The organism is Streptomyces sp. NPDC046303 (assembly GCF_055588085.1).
This window is the reverse complement of sequence record NZ_JBVJFA010000025.1, coordinates 56,794-77,920: the sequence shown is the minus strand read 5'-3', so window position 1 is coordinate 77,920 and position 21,127 is coordinate 56,794. Positions and strand designations below refer to the sequence as shown.

Sequence of the window (21,127 nt, the reverse complement as noted above, 5' to 3'; positions counted from 1 at the left end):
TGCTACCTTCCTCACCTAACAAATGTTTGGTGGAAAGGTAGCTGATCCTCTCATGGGTGTCTCCACCTCCAGCCCGGACAAGGGCATCGCCCTCGTCACAGTCGACTGCCCACCCGTCAACGCGCTTCCCGTGCAGGGCTGGTACGACCTCGCCGACGCCCTGCGCAGCGCCGGCCGCGACCCCGGCGTCCGCTGCGTCGTCCTCGCCGCCGAGGGCCGGGGCTTCAACGCGGGCGTCGACATCAAGGAGATGCAGCGCGACGCCGGCCATGCCGCGCTCATCGGCGCCAACCGGGGCTGCTACGAGGCCTTCGCCGCCGTGTACGAGTGCGAGGTGCCGGTGGTCGCGGCGGTGAACGGGTTCTGCCTGGGCGGGGGCATCGGCCTGGTGGGAAACGCCGACGCGATCGTGGCGAGCGAGGACGCGACCTTCGGCCTGCCCGAGCTGGACCGCGGCGCGCTCGGCGCCGCCACCCACCTGGCCCGCCTGGTGCCCCAGCACCTGATGCGCGCGCTGTACTACACCTCGCGCACCGCGACCGCCGCCGAACTGCACGCCCACGGCTCGGTCTGGAAGGTGGTCCCCCGCACGGAACTGCGGGCCGCCGCCCTGGAGCTGGCCGCCGAGATCGCACGCAAGGACGGCTGCCTGATCCGGCTGGCCAAGGCGGCCATCAACGGCATCGACCCGGTCGACGTGCGCCGCAGCTACCGCTTCGAGCAGGGCTTCACCTTCGAGGCCAACCTCAGCGGGGTCGCCGACCGGGTCCGCGACACCTTCGGGAAGGAAGCGCGTTCATGACCGACAAGACCATGACCCCCGAAGAGGTGGTCGGGCAGCTGCGCAGCGGGATGACCGTGGGCATCGGCGGCTGGGGCTCGCGGCGCAAGCCCATGGCCCTGGTGCGAGCGCTGCTCCGCTCCGAGATCACCGATCTCACGGTGATCTCGTACGGCGGCCCCGACGTCGGGCTGCTGGCCGCCGCGGGCCGGATCCGCAAGCTCGTCGCGCCGTTCGCCACCCTCGACTCGATCCCGCTGGAGCCCCATTTCCGGGCGGCCCGCGAGCGCGCCGCCTTCACCCTCACCGAGCTCGACGAGGCCATGTTCATGTGGGGCCTGCACGCCGCCGCCAACCGGCTGCCCTTCCTCCCCGTCCGGGCCGGCCTCGGCTCCGACGTGATGCGGGTCAACCCGGAGCTGCGGACCGTCACCTCCCCGTACGACGACGGCGAGGAGCTCGTCGCCGTCCCCGCCCTGCGCATGGACGCCGCCCTGGTCCACCTGAACCGCGCCGACCGGCTCGGCAACGCCCAATACCTGGGCCCGGACCCGTACTTCGACGACCTGTTCTGCGAGGCCGCCGATGCCGCCTACGTCTGCTGCGAGCAGCTCGTGGAGAGCGCCGAGCTCTCCAAGGCCGGCCCGCCGCAGTCCCTCCTCGTCAGCCGCCACTCCGTCACCGGGGTCGTCGAGACCCCCAACGGCGCGCACTTCACCTCCTGCGCGCCCGACTACGGCCGCGACGAGGCCTTCCAGAAGCTGTACGCGACCACCCCCTGGCCCGAGTTCGCCGAGCGCTTCCTCTCGGGGGCGGGCGAGCACGACTACCAGACCGCCGTCCGGACCTGGCACGAGGAGCAGCGTTGATCAGTCGCGCGGAATACTGTGTGGTCTCCTGCGCCGAGGCCTGGCGCGGCGACGGCGAGGTCCTCGCCAGCCCCATGGGCCTGGTGCCCTCCTTCGGCGCCCGGCTCGCGAAGCGGACCTTCGCTCCCGACCTGCTGCTGACCGACGGCGAGGCCATGCTCGTCGGCCTCGACGGCACCGTCGAGGGCTGGCTCCCGTACCGCCGCCACCTGACCATGGTCACCGGCGGCAGGCGGCACGTGATGATGGGCGCCAGCCAGATCGACCGGTTCGGCAACCAGAACATCTCCTGCATCGGCGACTGGGCGCGGCCCGTCCGCCAGCTCCTCGGGGTGCGCGGCGCGCCCGTCAACACGCTGAACAACCCGGTGAGCTACTGGATCCCCAAGCACTCGGCCCGGGTGTTCGTCGAACGCGTGGACATGGTCAGCGGGGTCGGCTACGACCGTGCCGAGGCCGCCGGGGTGACCCGCTACCACCGCCTGCCCCGGGTGGTCAGTGATCTGGGGGTCTTCGATTTCACCGGACCCGGGCACGCGATGCGCCTGGTGTCGGTCCATCCCGGGGTCACCGTCGAGCAGGTCCGGGCGGCCACGGGCTTCGAACTGGCCGTCGCCGGCGAGGTGCCGTACACGCGGGAGCCGACCGCCGAGGAGCTGCGGCTGATCCGCGAGGTCATCGACCCCGACGGTCTGCGCGAGCGCGAAGTGCGGGCCTGATCCGGTGGCTGCGATGGAGACGGCGTTCACGAAGCTGGTCGGGGTCCGGTACCCGATCGTGCAGACGGGCATGGGCTGGGTCGCCGGTCCCCGCCTGGTGTCGGCCACGGCCAACGCGGGGGCCCTGGGGATCCTGGCGTCGGCGACGATGACCGTGGAGCAGCTGCGGTCGGCGGTGCGGGAGGTCAGGTCCCGGGTCCCGGAGGGGACCCCCTTCGGGGTCAACCTGCGCGCGGACGCCGCGGACGCGGACGCACGCGCCCGGCTGATCATCGACGAGGGGGTGCGGGTGGCGTCCTTCGCCCTCGCGCCGTCCGAGGAGCTGATCGCGCGGCTCAAGGACGCGGGGGTCGTCGTCATCCCCTCGATCGGGGCGCGGCGGCACGCCGAGAAGGTGGCCGCCTGGGGCGCCGACGCGGTGATCGTGCAGGGCGGGGAGGGCGGCGGGCACACCGGGGAGGTGGCCACGACCGTGCTGCTGCCCCAGGTCGTCGACGCCGTGGACATCCCGGTGGTCGCGGCGGGCGGTTTCGGCGACGGCCGCGGTCTGGTCGCGGCCCTGGCGTACGGGGCCGCCGGTATCGCCATGGGCACCCGCTTCCTGCTGACCTCCGACTCCACCGTCCCCGACGCGGTCAAGGCCGAGTACCTGAAGGCCACGGTCGGGGACGTCACCGTCACCACGGCCGTCGACGGGCTGCCGCACCGGATGCTGCGCACCGGGCTGGTCGACTCCCTGGAGCGGGCGGGCCGCGCCCGGGCGCTGGTGCGGGCGGTGCGGCACGCGGCGGGCTTCCGGAAGCTGTCGGGCCTGAGCTGGCCGCAGATGGTGCGCGACGGTCTGGCGATGAAGCACGGCAAGGACCTGTCGTGGAGCCAGGTGCTGCTCGCCGCGAACACCCCCATGCTCCTCAAGGCGTCCATGGTCGAGGGCCGTACGGACCTCGGCGTCATGGCATCGGGCCAGGTCGCGGGCGTGATCGATGATCTTCCGTCCTGTGCGGAGCTCGTCTCCCGCGTCATGGCCGAGGCACAACAGGCACTCGAAGCACTGCACTCGCTCCGCACCCTGCCACCACCAGGGTGATCCCCCTTCTCCGTCACGGGAGTTGACTCCATGAGACGTGCCCGCATCCGCCTGGTGACCGCGGCGGCCGCCGCCGCCCTCGTCATCGGGACCCTGCCCGCCGCCACCGCCGCGGCCGCCACCGCTGCCCCCGCGGCCCCCGCTGCCCCCGCGACCGGCGCGGGCCTCCGCCACCACCTGTGGAGCGCGGAAACGATCCGCCACATCCCCCTGCAGGGCGCCGTGAACGTCCGGGACGTCGGCGGCTACTACACCTACACCGGCGACCGGGTCCGCCAGGGGCTGGTCTACCGCTCCGACGCGCTGAGCAAGCTGACCGCCGCGGACGTCACCGCCGTCTCCGGTCTCGGCCTCAGGAAGGTCGTCGACTTCCGCATCCCGATGGAGCTCCAGTACGACGGCGCCGACAAGCTGCCCCCCGGGCTGTCCCCCACCGCGCGCCCGGTCAGCGACCTCGGCCTGTACGGAACGCTCGTCGGCGCGATCTCCAGCGGCGACCCCGTCAAGCAGGAGCAGATGCTCGGCGGGGGCCGCGCCGAGGCCTACATGCGCGACATCTACCGCACCTTCGTCACCAGCCCCGAGAACCGGGCGCAGTTCGCGGCGACGCTGCGGGAGATCGCGGACGGCGCTCAGGGCCCGCTCCTGTACCACTGCACTTCCGGCAAGGACCGCACCGGCTGGATGACCTACGTCCTGCTCCGCGCCCTGGCCGTCCCCGAGTCCTCCGCCGCGCGCGACTACCTGGCGTCGAACACCTTCCGCGCCGCGTACGACGCACAGCTGCGGGCCGGCCTCAAGCAGTCCGGGCGGATGCAGAACCCGGACCTGCTGATCCCGCTCCAGGAGGTCCGCCAGGACTACCTGGATTCGGCGACGGCGCAGATGGAGGCCGACTACGGCAGCTTCTACGGCTACCTGACGGACGGCCTCGGCCTGGACCTGGCGACGCTGGCGCGGCTCCACGACAAGATGGTCCGCTGACGCACACGACGACGCCGGGCCGCGCTTTCCAGCGCGGCCCGGCGTCGGGGTGTGGACGTGCGTGCGGTCAGACCGCGCGGCGGCGGCCCTGGCCGCCGGAGCCGACCCGGCTGCGCGCGGACGCGGCCGCGGCGCCTCCGGAGGCGCCGCCCCCGGTGCGCCGGCCCTGTCCGGCGGAGCCGCCGGTCCCGCTGCCGCCGCCCTGGCCACGGCGGGCCTGGCCCGAACCGGAGGCCGCCGGGGCCTGCCCGGAGCCGGCGCCGCCGGAGCGGCGGCCGCGGCCGCCGGCCGCCGGAGCGCCGCCCGTGGCGGAGCCGGTACGGGGGCCGCCCGAGCGGCGGCGCGAGCCGGAGCCCGAACCGGAGCCGGTGCGCTGCTTCGGCGCGGGCGGCTGCGGGACCTCGAGGACCACCGGGATGCCCGAGGGCTCCTTGGCGCCGGTGAGGCGGGACAGCTCCGCGTCGGAGGACTTGATCTGCGCGGTGCGCGGGGAGATGCCGGCGTCCGACATGAGGCGGGTCATGTCGCGCTTCTGGTCGGGCAGGACCAGGGTGACCACGCTGCCGGACTCGCCGGCGCGGGCGGTACGGCCGCCGCGGTGCAGGTAGTCCTTGTGGTCGGTCGGCGGGTCCACGTTGACGACCAGGTCGAGGTCGTCGATGTGGATGCCGCGCGCCGCGACGTTGGTGGCGACCAGTGCGGTGACCTCGCCGGTCTTGAACCAGTCGAGGGTGCGGTTGCGCTGCGGCTGCGAGCGGCCGCCGTGCAGGCCGGAGGCGCGCACGCCGTCCGCCAGGAGCTTCTTGACCATGCGGTCCACGCCGCGCTTGGTGTCCACGAACATGATCACCCGGCCGTCGCGAGCGGCTATGCGCGTCGCCACGGCCTTCTTGTCGGTCTCGTCCAGGACGTACAGGACGTGGTGCTCCATGGTGGTGACCGCGCCGGCCGACGGGTCGACGGAGTGGCCGACCGGGTCGTGCAGGAACATCTTGACGAGCTTGTCGATGTTCTTGTCCAGCGTCGCGGAGAACAGCATGGTCTGGCCCTCGGGCCGGACCTGCTTGAGCAGCGCGGTGACCTGCGGCATGAAGCCCATGTCGGTCATCTGGTCGGCCTCGTCCAGGACGGTGATGGCGACCTGCGAGAGGTCGGCGTCACCGCGGTCGATGAGGTCCTTCAGACGGCCGGGGGTGGCGACGAGCACCTCGGCGCCGCGGCGCAGGGCGCCCGACTGCCGGTTGATCGACATGCCGCCGACGACGGTCGCGATGCGCAGGTTGACGGCCGTGGCGTACGGGGCCAGGGCGTCGGTGACCTGCTGCGCGAGTTCACGGGTCGGTACGAGGACCAGCGCGAGCGGCTGCTTGGGCTGCGCGCGGTGGCCGGCGGTGCGGGCCAGCAGCGCGAGTCCGAAGGCCAGGGTCTTGCCGGAGCCGGTGCGGCCGCGGCCGAGCAGGTCACGGCCGGCCAGGGAGTTCGGCAGCGTGGCGGCCTGGATCGGGAACGGCTCGGTGACGCCCTGGGCGGCGAGGGTCTTCAGCAGCGCCTCGGGCATGTCCATGTCCTCGAACGCGGCGACCGGCGGCAGCGCCGGTTCGATCGGCTCGGGCATGGTGAATTCCTGGGGCCGGGCGACGGGTGCGGACTTCTGCCGTCCCGCACCAGCCTTCGGACGTCCCTGAGCCGCACCTCGACCCCGGGTGGGGCGACGGCTGGGTCGTGCGGAGCTGGAGCTGGTCATGCGAGAAAGCCCTCCTGAAACCGGCAGGTAAAACAAAGGTCGAGACAGCAGACAAGCCGGGGCCCGCACCTCGCGGTGCGGACCCCGGCATGCTGAAAAAATTAGGCGGGGAGGATGTTCTCCGCCTGGGGGCCCTTCTGGCCCTGGGTGACGTCGAAGGACACGCGCTGGCCCTCGGTGAGCTCACGGAAGCCCTGGGTGGCGATGTTCGAGTAGTGGGCGAACACGTCCGGACCGCCACCGTCCTGCTCGATGAAGCCGAAGCCCTTTTCCGAGTTGAACCACTTCACGGTGCCAAGTGCCATTTTGAATCTCCTGAATAGGCGGCAAGGGCCCCATCCGGAGATTCCGGTAAAAAACAATAAAAGCGCCTGAGGAACATTCCCGTCAGGCGCACATAAAGTTCATGGGTACCACAACTGCAACGAGCTCTAAGCTAGCACACCTCGGCGCGGCCGTGTCGATCAGCAGGTGTGACCTGCGCCCCTTATGCCCGGAAGGCCCGTACCGTCCCGCTCGGTCCGGGCCCTTCTCGACCATTCCTACAGCCGCTCGATGATCGTCACGTTGGCCTGGCCGCCGCCCTCGCACATGGTCTGGAGGCCGAAGCGGCCCCCCGTGCGCTCCAGCTCGTGCAGGAGCGTGGTCATCAGCTTCACGCCGGTCGCCCCCAGCGGATGCCCCAGGGCGATCGCGCCGCCGTTGACGTTGACCCTCTCCGGGTCGGCGCCGGTCTCCTTCAGCCAGGCCAGGACCACGGGGGCGAAGGCCTCGTTGATCTCCACGAGGTCGATCGCGTCCAGAGTGAGGCCGGTCTTCTTCAGCGCGTACGCCGTCGCGGGGATCGGGGCCGACAGCATGCGGATGGGGTCCTCGCCGCGCACCGACAGGTGGTGGATGCGGGCGCGGGGCGTGAGGCCGTGTTCCGCGACCGCCCGCTCGGAGGCGATCAGCAGGGCCGCCGCGCCGTCGGAGACCTGGGAGGAGACGGCCGCCGTGATGGTGCCGCCCTCGACCACCGGCTTCAGCGTCGCCATCTTCTCCAGGGTGGTGTCCCGCCGCGGGCCCTCGTCGGCCACGACCTCCCCGTAGGCGACCGTCTCCCGGGCGAAGCGGCCCTCGTCGATCGCGCGGAGGGCCCGCTGGTGGGACCGGAGCGCGAACTCCTCCATGTCGCGCCGCGATATCCCCCACTTCTCGGCGATCAGCTGCGCGCCGTGGAACTGGTTGACCGGGGCGTCGCCGTACCGGGCCCGCCAGCCGGCCGATCCCGCGTACGGCCCCTCGGTGAGGCCGAGCGGCTCGGCGGCCTGCCGGGAGGCGAAGGCGATCGGGATCATCGACATGTTCTGGGTGCCGCCCGCCACCACCAGGTCCTGGGTGCCGGAGAGCACGCCCTGCGCCGCGAAGTGCACGGCCTGCTGCGAGGACCCGCACTGGCGGTCGACGGTGACCCCCGGCACCTCCTCCGGCAGCCCCGCCGCCAGCCACGCCGTGCGGGCGATGTCCCCGGCCTGCGGCCCCACCGTGTCCAGGCAGCCGAACACCACGTCCTCCACGGCGGCCGGGTCCACTGCGGACCGCTCGACCAGCGCCTTCAGGACGTGCGCGCCCAGGTCGGCGGGGTGGACCCGGGACAGGCCGCCGCCCCGGCGCCCCACGGGAGTGCGGACGGCTTCGACGATGTAGGCCTCGGGCATGGCGACTCCTTGACGGTCAGGTTCAGGTTCAGGGGCGTACGGCGATCCCGTCCAGCACCATCGAGAGGTACTGCCGGGCGATCTCCTCGGGGCTGTGCTGGCCGCCCGGCCGGTACCAGGAGGCCGCCACCCACACCGTGTCGCGTACGAAGCGGTAGGTGAGGCGGATGTCGAGGTCGGCGCGGAAGACCTGCGCGGCGACCCCCCGCTCCAGCGTCCCCAGCCAGGCCTTCTCGAACTTCTGCTGCGAGTCGGAGAGGTAGTGGAAGCGGGGCTGGGCGGAGAGGGTGCGGGACTCCTTCTGGTAGATCGCCACGGCGGCGCGGTGCCGGTCGATCTCCCGGAAGGACTCGGTGACGAGGGCCTCGATGGTCTCCCTGGGGCCGAGTCCGGCGGCCAGGACGGCGTCGTAGCCCTCCCAGAGCTCGGTCAGGAAGGCGGAGAGGATCTCGTCGAGCATCGATTCCTTGGAATCGAAGTGGTAGTAGAGGCTGCCGGCGAGCATCCCTGCGGCGTCGGCGATCTTGCGGACGGTGGTGGCGTTGTAGCCCTGGGCGGCGAAGACCTCGGCCGCCGTGCCGAGGAGCTCGCGGCGCCGCTCGGGTGAGGGCGTCACCTGCGGCTTCTTCTTCGGGGCCGGGCCGGCCGCCGTCTGGTTCGTCGACTTGTTCGTAGGCACGCGCCCATTGTGGTCCTACGGGTGCTGGCTGCTGACCGACACGGTTTCGCCCGTCATGTACGACGAGTAGCCGCTGGCCAGGAAGACGATGACGTTGGCGACCTCCCAGGGCTCGGCGTACCGGCCGAAGGCCTCGCGGGCGGTGAGTTCGGCGAGCAGCTCCGCGCTGGTGACCTTCACCAGGTGCGGGTGCATGGCCAGGCTCGGCGCGACGGCGTTGACCCGTACGCCGAACCCGGCGGCCTCCAGGGCCGCGCAGCGGGTCAGGGCCATCACGCCGGCCTTGGCGGCGGCGTAGTGGGCCTGTCCGGTCTGGGCGCGCCAGCCGACGACGGAGGCGTTGTTGACGACGACCCCGCCGCGCCCGGACGCCTTCAGCGAGCGCAGCGCGGCGCGGGTGCAGCGGAAGGTGCCGTTCAGCGTGACGTCGAGGACGCGGGACCACTGGTCGTCGGTCATGTCGACGAGGTCGGCGGTGCCGCCGAGGCCGGCGTTGTTGACGACGATGTCGAGGCCGCCGTGGGTCTGCTCGGCGTGCGCGAACAAGGCCGCCACCTGGGCCTCGTCGGTGACGTCGCAGGGCAGGGAGGCGACGCGGTCGGCGCCGAACTCGGCGGCGAGCGCGTCCTCGGTCTCCTTCAGGCGGCGGGCGTGGGCGTCGCCGATGACGATGCGGGCGCCCTCCTCCAGGAAGCGGCGGGCGGTGGCGCCGCCGATGCCGGCGCCGGCGGCGGCGGTGATGAGGGCGGTGCGGCCTTGCAGCAGGTGGTGGCCGGCGGTGTACCGGGGCTCGTTCATGCGAACTCCTCGACGCTGCTCATGGCCGTACGTTAACCTACCAAACACTTGTTAGGGAAGCGCGCGCAGGCAGGCGCTCCGTGGCGTTTCAAGGAGGCGGGCACCCCGATGGACCTGACCCAGACGGCGGAGGTCGCGGCCTTCCGGGCCGAGGCCCGGGACTGGCTGGCCGACCACGTCCCCGCGTCCCCCCTGCCCTCCCTGGAGACGGCCGAGGGGTTCGCGGCGCACCGCGAGTGGGAGCGGGTGCTGCACGCCGGCCGCTGGTCGGCGGTGTCCTGGCCCGAGGAGTACGGGGGCCGCGGCGCGGACCTCGTCAAGTGGCTGGTGTTCGAGGAGGAGTACTGGGCGGCGGGCGCGCCCGGCCGGGTCTCGCAGAACGGCATCAGCCTCCTCGCGCCCACCCTCTTCGACCACGCGAGCGCGGAGCAGCGGGCGCGGGTGCTGCCGCCGATGGCGAGCGGCGAGGTGATCTGGGCGCAGGCCTGGTCGGAGCCGGAGTCGGGTTCCGACCTGGCCTCGCTCACCTCCCGGGCGGTGCGCACCGGGGGCGGCTGGCTGCTGTCCGGGCAGAAGACCTGGTCCTCGCGGGCGGCCTTCGCGGACCGCGCCTTCGGCATCTTCCGCACGGACCCGGACGCGCGGGAGCGGCACCGGGGGCTGACGTATCTGATGTTCGACCTGCGGGCGCCGGGGGTGACGGTGCGGCCCATCGGCCGCCTGGACGGCAAGCCCGCCTTCGCGGAGCTCTTCCTGGACGAGGTGTTCGTACCGGACGCGGACGTGATCGGCGAGCCCGGGCAGGGCTGGCGGATCGCGATGTCGACGACGGGCAACGAGCGCGGGCTGACGCTGCGCGCGCCGGGCCGGTTCCTGGCGGCGGCCGACCGCCTGGTCGCGCTGTGGGAGTCGGCCGGGGACCCGGCCGACACCGCGCTGCGGGACCGGGTGGCGGACGCGGTGGTCGGGGCGCGCGCCTACGAGCTGTTCACCTGGGCCGGCGCCGCGCGGTTCGCGGCGGGCGGGAGCGTCGGCGCGGAGTCCAGCCTGAACAAGGTGTTCTGGTCGCAGTACGACATCGCCCTGCACGAGACGGCGCTGGACCTGCTGGGCGCGGACGCGGAGCTCGCGGAGGGCGCGTGGGCCGAGCCGTGGGTGTTCTCGCTGGCCGGGCCGATCTACGCGGGGACCAACGAGATCCAGCGCGACATCATCGCCGAGCGGCTGCTCGGCCTTCCGAAGGGCCGCCGCTGATGCGCTTCCTGCCGACCGACGAGCAGTCGGACTTCGCGCGTACGCTGCGCTCGCTGCTGGGCGCGGCGCGGGTGCCGGACGTCGTACGGGCCTGGGCGGGCGGCGGGCACGGGCCGGGCCGTGCCCTGTGGTCCCGCCTCGCCGGCACGGGCCTGTTCGCGCTGGCCGCGCCGGAGGACTGCGGCGGCGTCGGCCTGCTGCCGGTGGAGCTGTCCCTGGGCTTCGTGGAGCTGGGCCGGGCCGGGGTGCCGGGGCCGGTGGTGGAGACGGCGGCCGCGTCGGTGCTGCTCTGCGAGCTGGGGGACGAGGGGCTGGTGAAACGCTTCCTGCCGGGGCTGGTGGCGGGTGAGGCCTCGGCGACGCTGACGCTGCCGGGCGGGAGTCCGTACGCCCTGGACGCGGACGCGGCGACGTACTGCTTCGCGGTGTCGGCGGCGGGCGAACTGCGGCTGTCGCGGGGCGGGGCGCACGGCCCCGCGCTGGCCTCCCTGGACCCGGCCCGCAGGCTCTCGGCCGTGCCGGCGGGCGGGGAGCTCCTCGCGGCGGGTCCGCCGGTGACGGCGGCGGCGCGGACGGCCGCCCGCTGGGCACGGCTGCTGACGGCGGCCCAGTGCCTGGGCGTCGGTGAGGCGTTGCTGGCCAGGACGGTGGAGTACGCGAAGCAGCGCACGCAGTTCGGCGTGCCGATCGGCTCCTTCCAGGCGGTCAAGCACCGGCTGGCGGACACCCTACTGGGCCTGGAGTTCGCCCGGCCCCTGCTGTGGGCGGCGGCGCTGTCGACGGGTCCGGGTGACGTGGCGGCGGCGAAGCTCACGGCGGGAGAGGCGGCGTACGCGGCGGCGCGGACGGCCCTCCAACTGCACGGCGCGGTGGGCTACACCGAGGAGCTGGACCTGTCCCTGTGGCTGCGCAAGGCCCGCCCGCTGCGGGACGCGTGGGGCACGCCCTCGCAGTGCCGGGCGGCGGTCCTTCAGGAGGCGCCGGGCGGGCGGGGCGGGCCGGGCGGGCCGGGCGGGCCGGTGCGGGCGACGCGCAGGGTGACCACGTAGGACTCCTCGACGGTTCCGTCGGGGAAGAGGGCCAGCAGCCGCTCCCGCTCGGCCGCCATGAACCTGCGGGTGCCGGCCTCGCCGAGGAGGAGGAAGGCGGAGTGGCTGGCCTGGTTGGCGAGATGACCGTCCAGCGGGATCCGCCGCGACCAGCGGACCTCCCGGGTGGTGAGGTCGAGCCCCTCCAGGGATTCACGGGCGGGCAGCCCGATCTCCTTCACGTGCTCGCGGATCCGGGCGGCCTGCGCGGCGATCCAGGGGACGGAGAGGTCCAGGTCGTTCCACCACAGCGCGAGCGCGCCGCCGGGGCGCAGGACGCGGCGGGCCTCGGGGACGGCGCGGGCGGGGTCGGTCCAGTGCCAGGCCTGGGCGTAGGTGAGGAAGTCGAACGCGCCGCTCGCCAGCGGCAGCCGGTCCCCCTCCCCGCGCACGAGCGGGATCCCCGGGTTCGCGCGCCGGAATTCGGCGGCCATCCCGTGCCCCGGCTCCACGGCGACGACCTCGGCCCCGCGGGCCCGCAGCAGCGCGGTGGCGATCCCGGTCCCCGCCCCCACGTCGGCCACCCGCGCCCCGGCGAGCGGCCGCCCGGCGAGCTCCTCGACGGCGTCGAACAGGGCGGCGGGGTATCCGGGCCGGTTCGCGCCGTACAGCGCGGCGGCGGCGTCGAAGGACCGGGCGCGTTGCGTCATGCGGCCATTGTGTTCGACCCCGCGCCTCGCGTCCGGCGTCCGGCGTGTCAGTAGCGGGGCCGGCGCAGGGAGAGGCGGGCCAGGGTGGCGGTCTGGAGCAGGAGGAGCGCGGCGGCGCCGGCGGCCTCCGCGCGCGGTGCGGCCGGGCGCGTGCCGAGGGACCAGACCGTGCCGGCGGGGTCCACGGTCACCGCCAGCCGCGCACCGGCCGGCAGGTCCATCGAGACCGGCCCGGGGAGGTCGCGGCCGGCCTCGGTGCGCAGCCGCAGGGACGGGGAGGAGACGGAGCCGTCCTCCACCATGGTGCGTTCCACGACCACCGCCGTCTCCTCGCGGCCGCGGTCGTGGAGGGTCTGCCGCTCCCAGGTGATCCAGCCCAGCGCCGCGACCCCGACCGCGGCGAGGGCGACGGCCGTGCGGGCGACGAACTCCGCGTCGGTGCCGTGCGGTACGGCCGCTCCGGCGACGAAGACGGCCAGCAGGACGGGGACCCAGAACCCCTCGGGACCGCGGAGCAGCAGGATCGCGCCGAACTCGACTGCCAGGAGAAGGCAGTTGCGGAGCAGCGCGCCCGCGAGCCGCCGCATCAGGTCAGACATGAACACATCATGCCCGGGGGTGCGGAGGGGCCGGTCGGCGGGCCTGCGTCAGCCCGCGGTCGAGCCGCCGTCCACCGTGAACTCCGTGCCCGTCACGTACGAGGAGGCGTCCGAGCAGAGGAAGAGGACCAGCTCGGCGACCTCCTCCGGCCGCCCCATCCGCCCCAGCGGCAGGTGCGACCAGTCCCGGCCCGCGACCGCCCCGGCCACCATCGGCGTGTCGATGGCGCCCGGGTGCACCGAGTTGACCCGGATCCGGTCCGCCGCCAGGTCCAGCGCCGCCGACCGCGTCAGCCCGCGCAGCCCGAACTTGGTGGAGCCGTAGGCCGCGTGGCCCCGTATCCCGACCAGTCCCGCCGTCGAGGAGATGTTGACGACCGAGCCGCCGCCACCGGCCCGGAGCACCGGGGCCACCGCCTGGATGCCGAGGAACGGCCCCAGCAGGTTGACCCGCAGCAGCGCCTCGAAGTCCTCGAGCCGCTGCTGTTCGACGTGGGCCGTGCGCCACAGGGCCGCGTTGTTGACCAGCGCCGAGATCGTGCCGAAGGCGGCGACCGCGGCCCGGACGACCTCCGCCCAGCTGTCCGCGTCGGCCACGTCGTGCCGTACGTACAGCCCCCGGCCGCCGAGTTCCGCCGCGACGGCCCGGCCCTCCTCCTCCCGTACGTCCGTGACGACGACCCGCGCCCCCGCCGCCGCGCACAACCGGGCCCCGGCCGCGCCCTGGCCGCGCCCGGCGCCGGTGATGACGACGACCTTCCCCTCGAGGGAGACGCCCACGGTTCCCACCCCCGCCCCTGCCGCATGTCCGTCGGTGTGGAACGTCTCTAACAGTCATGGTCCGCGGAAGGAAGGGCCGTGCGCGGCGGACCGGCGCCCGCCGGTGGCACGCGCTTTGATGGACGCATGACGACGACGAACAACTGGGCAGCATTCGAGAAGGCGGAGCCGGAGTTCGCAGCGGCCGTCCAGGCCCGCTTCGCGCAGTACCCGCACCACGTCCTGGCCACCCTCCGCAAGGACGGCTCCCCGCGCGTGGCCGGGCTGAACGTCGACATCCGGGGCGGGGAGCTGTGGCTCGGCATGATGCCGGGCTCGATGAAGGCCCGGGACCTCCAGCGCGACCCGCGCTTCGCCCTGCACACCAACCCGGGCGAGGGCGAGACGATGCCGGACGGGGACGTACGGATCTCCGGGCGGGCGGTGGAGCTGGTGGACCCGCCCGAGCTGCACCGGTACGCGGAGGAGACGGAGACCCCGCACCCCTTCCACCTGTTCCACGCCGAGCTGACGGAGGTCCTGCACGTCGGCGTCGAGGGCGATGACCTGGTGCTGCGGTCGTGGACCCCGGCGGGCGGCCTGCGCACCATCCGCCGGGGCGACGACGACGAGCCCCCGCGCGAGGACCCGCCCGCCCCGCGCTAGCTGAGCGGGAAGATGCTGCCGGTCCCGAGCTCGGACGGGTCGACGTCGACCCAGTTGCGGTCGATGTTGATCGTCACCCCGCCGTAGGTGGCGTCGTGGTCGCCGCGGAACTGGTGGGCTCGGCGCCGGCCCGCCCATTGCGGGGTGCCGGCGGGCAGGCCCATGTCGGCGTCGGTGACGGAGGCCGCGCCGTTCCAGCGGGCGACCCACAGCACGTCCGGCATGGCCTCGGGCGCCTGGTGGTGGTGGGCGCTCAGCGCCTTGGCCCCGGAACCCGCCGAGACGTAGGCGGCGGAGCGGTAGCCGAGCTCGTGCAGCCGGAGCGTCCAGGCGGTCAGGTAGGCGACGACCGGGGCGTCCCAGGTGTCGCGGTCGGTGTAGTGCTCCACGTCGTTGTAGAGCACCGTGCCCGTGGGCAGGCCCAGCGACGCGGCGGCGGCCACCGCGCCGTCGGCGGCGGCCCGGCCCTGCCCGTCGGCCGCGGAGGGGTCGGTGGACAGGCCGGTGCTGGCGCTGTGCCAGGGCTGCGGGCCCACCCAGATCGGCATGAGGTGCCAGCCCGCCTCGGCCTGGCGCCGTACCCACTCGGCGGTGAGCCGCGGCTGGGCGCAGGCCCGGGCGGGGCCGCCGATGTAGACGCCGATCGCCCGGAAGGGGGAGTCGGCCCGCCAGGTGTCCATGGACTTCTGGGTGGGGGCGGTGCAGGCGTCGAAGCCCTCGCCGGTGAAGGGCTCCTGGGCGCCCGGGGTCTGCGTGCCGCCGGCGGCCAGCGCGGGCTCGGCGGGGCGTGCGGCGGGCCCGCCGTGGGCCCCGGGGGCGCCGCCGGGCACCGCGCGGGCGCGTGTCAGGACCCGGCGTACGGCGTCGGGCGCGGCCCCGTAGGAGACGGTGGCCATGACTCCGGGCCGGAGCAGGGCGTACCGCAGTTCGTTGCTGCCGGCCCGCGGCGGGGTCTCGGGCAGCGCGGTTGCGGAGTCCACGGAGAAAGTGGGGATGTCGGCGCGCGGCGGGGCGCCGTCGAGGGGCTCGAGGTGCAGGGTGTCGGCGCGGCTGACCGCGGCCCGGCCGGTGCACTCCGTCTGGGCGCCGGCGTGGCCGAGGTACAGGGTGGGCAGGTCGAGGCGCAGGCACGCGCCGGGCTCGCGGTCGAGGTCGACGACCCGCCAGTCGGCGGGGACGGCGAGGCGCAGTCCGAGGTAGTCGATGGTCCGCGCGTCACGGGTCCGGGTGTCGGCCGCGCCGATGGCGTGGGCGCCGGGCAGGACGGGGACCAGCAGGGCGGCTCCGAGGAGGCCGCTGAGCAGCGTTCGGGTGGGGGCCATGGTGCAGATGGTTACCAGACGGCGGGGGTCGTCAACGGCACGGAGAGGCCCCGCAGATGGTCCGTACGGCGGTACGCGCGGGCGCTGCGCAGCTGCCGTGCCGGCACCGGAAGGCCGGCGGGACGGCAGGACGGAGATCCGCTGCTCGCCCGCGTCGTCCGTGGGCCCGACGAGGGGCGGTACCGGCTCCCACTGGTCCGGCTCGGCGGTCTCCCCGGCGGGCGCGTCCGGTTCGCGGTCGCCGAGCCCGGCCTCGTGCGTCACCCGCACGAGTGAGCTCACCCCGGGCCCGTCAAGACGGGCGGTGAAGCGGGCGGTGAGGCGGGCGGTGTGCAACCGCCGCTCCCCGCCGGCGCACAACTCGGCCATATCCCTGCGCGACGGGTCCGGGGTGCCCCAGGATGTGCGTGTCGGGTGCGAGGGGGGACCGCGTGCGGTCCCGGAGCCATGGGGGGCGTGGCGGACGTGGCAGGACAACTCATTGCGATGGCGCTGGAGGACGGCGGCGAAGAGACCGCCGTCGTGTTCGAGGTCGACGGGGACTTAGCGGGATCCGACCTGGAGCTGGCGGCCGGGGACGGACTGGTGGGACGGGCTCGCGTCTCGGTGCAGGACGCCCTGGACCAGGTGAAGCCCACCCTGGCGAAGGTCGCCCGGACCGTGCGCGAACTGGGCCCGGACGAGGCCGAGATCGAGTTCGGGCTGAAGATGGGCGGCGAGACCGGCGTCATCGTCGCGAAGGGCACGGCAGAGGTGAACTTCGCCGTCCGGCTCGTCTGGCACCGCGCCTGAGCCGGATGGGCGCGCGGCGCGACGGGTTCGTCGTCAAGATCCGGCAGGGCACCTCCGACGTACCCGTCGGGGTCGGCTTCGTCGTGGGCGACAAGCACATCGTGACCTGCGCGCACGTGGTCAACGTAGCCCTGGGCCAGCAGAAGGGGGCCGCGGACCGGCCGGGTGACGAGGCCCGCGTCCAGGTCGAGTTCGTCCTGCTGGGCGACGCCGAGGGCGGTCCGCTGCGCAACTGCCGGGTCGCGGCCTGGGATCCGCCGCCGGGGGCCGGGCGGCCGGGGCGCGACATCGCGGGACTCGTCCTGGTGGGCGGCGACACCCTGCCCGTGGAGGCCGGTCCGGCCCGCCTCGTCGACCCGAGGAACGGTCTCGCCCAGAGCACCGAAGTGTCCGTCTTCGGCTACCCGGGCAGTCCCCCGCGCAAGGCCAACGGGGCCTGGAGCAGCTGCGTCCTGCGCGGAGCCGTCGGCGGCGGCCTGGTCCAGCTCGACACGTCCGCCGAGTCCGCGCTGCGCGCCCAGCCCGGCTACAGCGGCTCGCCCGCCATCATGTCGGACCGCTGGGGGGACGCGGTGATCGGCATGCTGGCCGTCGCGAGCCGGGGCGGGGAGCACGAGGACGCGTACGCCGTACCCCTGTCGGAGATGGCATCGGCCTGGCCGGAGGTACTGGAACGCAGCGTGCTGCCCCCGTGCCCCTACCGCGGCCTGCAGGCGTTCACCGCGGCCGATGCCCGGGCCGGTGTGTTCGTGGGCCGGGAAAGGGAGATCGAACGGCTCGGGGCGATGCTCGGGCACCAGCCCTGCGTCGTGGTCGCCGGACCTTCGGGGGTCGGCAAGTCCTCACTGGTCGCGGCCGGTCTGCAACCGGCCCTGGCCGCCGACGGGTGGACGGTGGCGAGCTTCCGGCCCGGCTCCAGCCCGTACGACTCGGTGGCGCGTGCGCTGCTCGATCTGGAGGACCCGGGGGCCCACCACACGCTGGAGCGCCTGGAGAGCCGGGCACGCGCCCTGCGCGAAGAAGGCTTCTGGCCGGTCGCCGCCCGCATCGCGCTGCTCACCGGCCGTCGGCTCGCCCTCGTCGGCGACCAGTTCGAGGAAGTCCTCAGCAACGGCGCGTCCGGGCCGCGGCAGGAGTTCATGGAGCGGATGTTCCCCGAGCCGGACACCCTGGACGACGTGCCGGTCCGGCTCGTCTGCACCCTGCGGTCCGACTTCCTGCCGGACCTGCTGGACCTGCCCACGGTCGGTCCGCGGATCCAGGACCGGCAGCTCAACGTCTCCCCGCTCGACGAGGCGGCGCTGACCCGCGTGATCGTGGAACCGGCCGCCGCGGCCGGGGTCGTCTACAGCCAGGGCGTCGCCGAGGCCATCGCCGCCGAGGCGGCCAAGGCGCCCGGCAGTCTTCCGCTGCTCGAGTTCGCGCTCACCGAGCTCTGGCCGATGCAACAGGAACGGAAGATCACCTTCGACGGGTACCACGCGCTGGGCGGTGTCTCCGGGGCGCTCAACCGGCACGCCGAGAAGGCCTTCCAGTTCCTGGTCCGGCAGCTGGACGAGGCCCGGATCCGGCGGGTCCTGCTGTCCATGGTGCGGGCCCGCGGCGGGGCGTCCAGCGCGGTCCGGGTGACGGCCCTGAAGGCACATCTGGACAAGGACTGGCACGTCGCCCAGCTCCTGGCCGAGCCCGACCGGCGGCTGGTGGTGCTCGGGACGACCGGACCGGGGACGGCGGAGATCGCCCACGAGGCGCTGATCAGGGAATGGAACAGGCTCGCCGACTGGGTCGACGCGGACGCCGACTTCCAGCAGTGGCTCGCCGTCATGGAGGAGCGGGCCGCGGACGGGGACCTGCTCTCCGCGACGCGCGTGTCGGAGGCGGAGCACTGGCTGCGCGAGCGCAGTACGGACGTACCCGTCGTGGTGGGCGAGTTCATCGAGCGCAGCACGGCCGCGGTCCTCGTCCAGCGGCACAACGAGGTGCTGCTGACGAAATCGCAGGAGCTGACCGAGCAGTGGCGCGAGCGGTCCACGATGCTGGAGAACCGCCAGGGCGCGCTGCAGGCCGCCAACCGGCAACTGGAGGAGAAGGCGGCGCGGCTGGCCGACAAGAACAGCGAGATCGAGGAGCAGTTCGCCCGGATCGAAGAGGCGCGGCAGGCCCTGCAGGAGCACAACGAGCTGCTCGCGGTGTCGATCCGGCACAAGAGCGAGTTCCTGGCCAACATGTCGCACGAGCTGCGCACTCCGCTGAGCTCCCTGCAGCTCCTGGCGCAGGAGCTCGCCGACAACGCCGACGGGACGCTCACCGCCAAGCAGGTCGAGTACGCCCGCGCGATCCAGGGCGCGGGCCACGACCTGCTGCTCCTGCTGGACGACATCCTCGACCTGTCCGACGCGGAGACGGGCCGGATGCAGATCGTCCCGGTCCGGGTGCCCCTGCTCCAGGTCGCCGACCACCTCGACGCGGCGTTCTCGCCGCTCGCGGAGGAGAAGGGGCTGGACCTGCACGTGCGGGTGGCGCCCGAGCTTCCGGAGACGCTGCACGCGGACGAGCGGCGGCTGCTCCAGATCCTGCGGAGCCTGCTGGCCAACGCGGTGAAGTTCACCGACCGCGGCGAGGTACGGCTCGACATCCAGCCCGCCGGCCCGGACGCACCGCCCTCCGTCCACGGACGGCTCGCCGACATCAAGGCGGCGGAGCTGATCGCCTTCTCCGTCGCCGACACGGGCATCGGCATCGCCGACGGCAGACTGAAGGCCATCTTCGAGGCGTTCACGCACGCCGGCGACCCGATGGACACGCAGCACGTCGGAACGGGCCTCGGGCTGTCCATCAGCCGGGAGATCGCCCGCCTGATGGACGGCGAGATCCATGTGGTGAGCGAACGCGGCCTCGGTTCCGTGTTCACCCTCTACCTGCCGCTCATCCCCGGCGGCCCGATGCCGCATCCGGAGCTGCGGGACGTACCGGTGCCCGAGCAGCCCTGTCCCGCACCGGCCCCGGCGTACGGCTTCTCGGGCCAGAAGGTGCTGATCGTGGACGACGACGTCCGCGCCGCGTTCGCGCTCACCACCGACTTCGAACGCCACGGCCTGGAGGTCCTGTGGGCGGAGCGGGTCCCCCAGGCGATCGCCGCCGTCACCGCCGACCCGGAGGTCGCCCTCGTCCTCCTGCGCCTGCCCACCCAGGGCATGAGCGCCGGCTCCGCGGCCGCCTCGGTCATCGCTCAACTCACGGGCCCGACCGGGCGCCCCCTCATCGCCCTGGCCCGCAAGGCCACCCCCCTGGGCCGCGAAAAAGCCCTGGCGGCGGGCGCCTGCGACTACACCGCCACAGCCCTGGACGGCGAACAACTCCTCCCCCTGATCCACCACTGGCTCCCCCACGACCAGACCGCGCACTGAACCGGAACGCCAGGACCGGCACATCGACGCCTCTCACGTGTCGCAGGCGACCCAGACAGTCTTGCCCACCGGCTCGAAGCACACCCCGAACTCGTCCGCGACCTCCTTGACCAGTCACAGCCCTCGCCCGGCGGACGCATCCGGCGAGCTGCACTGGATCACCGGCGGCTCCCGTACGAGACGTACAGCGAAGTCCCTGCCGGGCGGGGCACCGTGAAGCACCGCGTTCGTGGCGAGCTCCGAAGCACACAGCCGCATGTCGCTCCACCTCTCCACGACACCCATCCCGCCAAGGCGTCTCCCACGAACTGCCTGGTCGCAGACGCGCTCGTGTCGCATAACGTGGGAGCGCGATACAGCCGCCTGACGGACATGCAGGAGGACGACGTGGGCAGCAGCGGATGGACCAGTAGTCGATGCCGTACCTGGCACCCCGCGCAGCTGGGGCATCGGACGCCTGGACCGACGAGGCCGGGGCGAAGGGGCGCCGAGGCGGGCAGCGCATCGTCGAGGCACGGCAGGCGCCCGCCAGTCCCGAGGCCGCCTCGATGCTCGGCCTGCCGGAAGGCGAACCCGTCGTCATCCGGCGACGTCTGATCGAACTCGACGGTGAGCCGTGCGAGTTGACCGACACCCACTACCCCGCCGACATCGCGGCGGGCACGCCGCTCGCGGGGGACCGCGAAGATCCCCGGCGGAGCGGTCACCCTGCTGGCAGCGCTGGGGCACGTCGGCGTGCGCGTCACCGAGGACGTGACCGCCCGCATGCCGAGCGCCGGGGAGCGCGAGCAACTGGGCCTGGGCGAGGCCGAACCGGTTCTGCGCCTGGCGCCAAGTTGCCGTCCACAGCACGGCTCAAGAGCCGGTTCGATGCGTCCAACGCCACGATCCAGAAGGCTGTCCGGCAACTCAAGGGCGAGGGGCTGGTCGTCGGGCGGGCAGGCGCGGCCGTGACGGTCCGGGCCAATCGCCGGCGGACGGTCGCACGCGGCACCGCCCTTGCGGAGCCGCGCCGGATCCGGGGCGGCACCCCGACCCTGCTCGCGGAGCTCGGCTTCCCGCCCCGCCGCAGCGTGGACCGGATCTCCGCCCGGGTCGCGACGCAGGAGCGGTACGCAGCGCTGCGACTGCCCGGCGACCTGCCGGTCCTGCGGACCCTCCGCACGGTGTACGGCGAGGACGAACGCCCCATCGAGGTCACCGTCATGGTGAAGGCCGGTCACTTGTAG

The 21,127-nt window shown here is 73.6% G+C and carries 19 protein-coding genes and 2 pseudogenes; 12 read left to right on the top strand and 9 right to left on the bottom strand.

The genetic code is table 11. From position 1 onward, the window contains the following. The first annotated feature begins 52 nt into the window (after nt 1-52). The 5 genes from ACZ6I1_RS24810 to ACZ6I1_RS24790 are packed head-to-tail and all read left to right on the top strand — an operon-like array spanning nt 53 to nt 4,440. Nucleotides 53-802 (top strand): enoyl-CoA hydratase family protein, encoded by a 750-nt coding sequence (locus ACZ6I1_RS24810; protein WP_469290581.1) that lies wholly within the window; start codon nt 53-55, stop codon nt 800-802. Beyond that, nucleotides 799-1,650 carry a CoA transferase subunit A gene (locus tag ACZ6I1_RS24805; protein WP_469290579.1) on the top strand — a complete coding sequence of 284 codons (852 nt, stop codon included), beginning with the start codon at nt 799-801 and terminating at the stop codon, nt 1,648-1,650. Before ACZ6I1_RS24810 ends, ACZ6I1_RS24805 begins: the two co-directional genes overlap by 4 nt. Next, on the top strand, nt 1,647-2,369 hold the full coding sequence (locus ACZ6I1_RS24800) for a CoA-transferase subunit beta (RefSeq protein WP_469290577.1): 723 nt from the start codon (nt 1,647-1,649) through the stop codon (nt 2,367-2,369). Before ACZ6I1_RS24805 ends, ACZ6I1_RS24800 begins: the two co-directional genes overlap by 4 nt. Nucleotides 2,370-2,382: 13 nt before the next feature. Continuing rightward, nucleotides 2,383-3,456, top strand: coding sequence for an NAD(P)H-dependent flavin oxidoreductase (locus tag ACZ6I1_RS24795; protein ID WP_469290576.1), 1,074 nt, complete (start codon nt 2,383-2,385; stop codon nt 3,454-3,456). Nucleotides 3,457-3,486: 30 nt separating this feature from the next. Then, a complete protein-coding gene (locus ACZ6I1_RS24790) occupies nt 3,487-4,440 on the top strand; it encodes a tyrosine-protein phosphatase (RefSeq protein ID WP_469290574.1) in 954 nt (317 codons plus the stop codon). Nucleotides 4,441-4,507: 67 nt separating this feature from the next. Here the strand turns inward: ACZ6I1_RS24790 and ACZ6I1_RS24785 are convergent, their stop codons facing one another. The 5 genes from ACZ6I1_RS24785 to ACZ6I1_RS24765 all read right to left on the bottom strand — a co-directional run bounded on the left by ACZ6I1_RS24785 (nt 4,508) and on the right by ACZ6I1_RS24765 (nt 9,361). Continuing rightward, nucleotides 4,508-6,184, bottom strand: a complete 1,677-nt coding sequence (locus tag ACZ6I1_RS24785; RefSeq protein WP_469290573.1) for a DEAD/DEAH box helicase — start codon at nt 6,182-6,184, stop codon at nt 4,508-4,510. A gap of 101 nt (nt 6,185-6,285) precedes the next feature. Next, entirely contained in the window at nt 6,286-6,489 is a 204-nt protein-coding gene (locus ACZ6I1_RS24780) for a cold-shock protein (protein ID WP_008743912.1), read from the bottom strand. A 237-nt stretch (nt 6,490-6,726) separates the two neighbouring features. Further along, nucleotides 6,727-7,884 (bottom strand): acetyl-CoA C-acetyltransferase, encoded by a 1,158-nt coding sequence (locus ACZ6I1_RS24775; RefSeq protein ID WP_469290571.1) that lies wholly within the window; start codon nt 7,882-7,884, stop codon nt 6,727-6,729. Between the two features lie 28 nt (nt 7,885-7,912). After that, nucleotides 7,913-8,563 (bottom strand): TetR/AcrR family transcriptional regulator, encoded by a 651-nt coding sequence (locus tag ACZ6I1_RS24770; protein ID WP_469290570.1) that lies wholly within the window; start codon nt 8,561-8,563, stop codon nt 7,913-7,915. Between the two features lie 15 nt (nt 8,564-8,578). After that, complete coding sequence (locus tag ACZ6I1_RS24765) at nt 8,579-9,361, bottom strand: SDR family oxidoreductase (RefSeq protein WP_469290568.1); 783 nt, start codon at nt 9,359-9,361, stop codon at nt 8,579-8,581. Between the two features lie 108 nt (nt 9,362-9,469). On the opposite strand from ACZ6I1_RS24765, the gene ACZ6I1_RS24760 reads away from it, so the two are divergent. Both ACZ6I1_RS24760 and ACZ6I1_RS24755 read left to right on the top strand, forming a co-directional pair. Continuing rightward, nucleotides 9,470-10,615 (top strand): acyl-CoA dehydrogenase family protein, encoded by a 1,146-nt coding sequence (locus ACZ6I1_RS24760; protein ID WP_469290566.1) that lies wholly within the window; start codon nt 9,470-9,472, stop codon nt 10,613-10,615. Next, a complete protein-coding gene (locus tag ACZ6I1_RS24755; RefSeq protein WP_469290565.1) occupies nt 10,615-11,664 on the top strand; it encodes an acyl-CoA dehydrogenase family protein in 1,050 nt (349 codons plus the stop codon). Before ACZ6I1_RS24760 ends, ACZ6I1_RS24755 begins: the two co-directional genes overlap by 1 nt. On the opposite strand, the gene ACZ6I1_RS24750 is transcribed toward ACZ6I1_RS24755, so the two are convergent. Genes ACZ6I1_RS24750 through ACZ6I1_RS24740 form a run of 3 tightly spaced genes read right to left on the bottom strand, consistent with a single transcriptional unit; the run spans nt 11,586 to nt 13,732 of the window. Further along, on the bottom strand, nt 11,586-12,353 hold the full coding sequence (locus ACZ6I1_RS24750) for a class I SAM-dependent methyltransferase (protein ID WP_469290563.1): 768 nt from the start codon (nt 12,351-12,353) through the stop codon (nt 11,586-11,588). The two genes, ACZ6I1_RS24755 and ACZ6I1_RS24750, sit on opposite strands and share 79 nt — an antisense overlap. A 47-nt stretch (nt 12,354-12,400) precedes the next feature. Further along, the gene (locus tag ACZ6I1_RS24745) at nt 12,401-12,952 is read right to left on the bottom strand and encodes a hypothetical protein (RefSeq protein ID WP_469290561.1); all 552 of its coding nucleotides are present in this window, start codon (nt 12,950-12,952) and stop codon (nt 12,401-12,403) included. 48 nt (nt 12,953-13,000) lie between these two features. Further along, nucleotides 13,001-13,732, bottom strand: coding sequence for an SDR family NAD(P)-dependent oxidoreductase (locus ACZ6I1_RS24740; protein WP_469290560.1), 732 nt, complete (start codon nt 13,730-13,732; stop codon nt 13,001-13,003). Nucleotides 13,733-13,858: 126 nt separating this feature from the next. On the opposite strand from ACZ6I1_RS24740, the gene ACZ6I1_RS24735 reads away from it, so the two are divergent. Further along, on the top strand, nt 13,859-14,377 hold the full coding sequence (locus ACZ6I1_RS24735) for a pyridoxamine 5'-phosphate oxidase family protein (RefSeq protein ID WP_469290558.1): 519 nt from the start codon (nt 13,859-13,861) through the stop codon (nt 14,375-14,377). Here the strand turns inward: ACZ6I1_RS24735 and ACZ6I1_RS24730 are convergent. Continuing rightward, nucleotides 14,374-16,035 carry a DUF1906 domain-containing protein gene (locus tag ACZ6I1_RS24730; RefSeq protein WP_469290556.1) on the bottom strand — a complete coding sequence of 554 codons (1,662 nt, stop codon included), beginning with the start codon at nt 16,033-16,035 and terminating at the stop codon, nt 14,374-14,376. The genes ACZ6I1_RS24735 and ACZ6I1_RS24730 overlap by 4 nt on opposite strands. 129 nt (nt 16,036-16,164) lie before the next feature. Here ACZ6I1_RS24730 and ACZ6I1_RS24725 point away from each other — a divergent pair, with 129 nt between their 5' ends. From ACZ6I1_RS24725 to ACZ6I1_RS24710, 4 genes and pseudogenes are all read left to right on the top strand, one after another. After that, a complete protein-coding gene (locus ACZ6I1_RS24725) occupies nt 16,165-16,491 on the top strand; it encodes a CU044_2847 family protein (RefSeq protein WP_469290554.1) in 327 nt (108 codons plus the stop codon). A 5-nt stretch (nt 16,492-16,496) separates the two neighbouring features. After that, nucleotides 16,497-19,898, top strand: coding sequence for an nSTAND1 domain-containing NTPase (locus ACZ6I1_RS24720; protein WP_469290553.1), 3,402 nt, complete (start codon nt 16,497-16,499; stop codon nt 19,896-19,898). 372 nt (nt 19,899-20,270) lie between these two features. Beyond that, a pseudogene (locus tag ACZ6I1_RS24715) lies at nt 20,271-20,726 on the top strand (UTRA domain-containing protein); the annotation flags it as partial. Next, nucleotides 20,720-21,127, top strand: a pseudogene (locus ACZ6I1_RS24710) (UTRA domain-containing protein); the annotation flags it as partial. The pseudogenes ACZ6I1_RS24715 and ACZ6I1_RS24710, both read left to right, overlap by 7 nt.